The sequence below is a fragment of the Flavobacterium sp. Leaf359 genome, assembly GCF_001423985.1.
Taxonomy (GTDB): Bacteria; Bacteroidota; Bacteroidia; order Flavobacteriales; family Flavobacteriaceae; genus Flavobacterium; species Flavobacterium lindanitolerans.
Genome location: NZ_LMPW01000013.1, coordinates 313168 through 313407, shown reverse-complemented (window position 1 = coordinate 313407; position 240 = coordinate 313168). Strand labels below are relative to the sequence as shown.

1 pseudogene is annotated in these 240 nt (G+C 30.0%); it reads left to right on the top strand.

What is annotated here, in order from left to right:
- A pseudogene (locus ASG38_RS18305) lies at positions 1 to 127 on the top strand (lipid-A-disaccharide synthase); the annotation flags it as partial.
- Positions 128 to 240: the final 113 nt, after the last annotated feature.

Sequence of the window (240 nt, the reverse complement as noted above, 5' to 3'; positions counted from 1 at the left end):
TAAAATTTTAGAAACCAGCCAAAGGGAAAAGCTTTTGCAGGATTATGAAATTCTTGAAAAAAAGCTGGGAGGTATTGGCGCAAGCGAGAAAACGGCCCGTTTGATTGTTGATAAGCTTAAAAAATAACACTTATTTAACATCAAAAATAACACGCTAGAATTCAAACCATTACAATCCATAAATTCTTTTAAAAAATTAGTTATCAACAATTTCTTGAAAAGATTTTTGCTGATTTTATG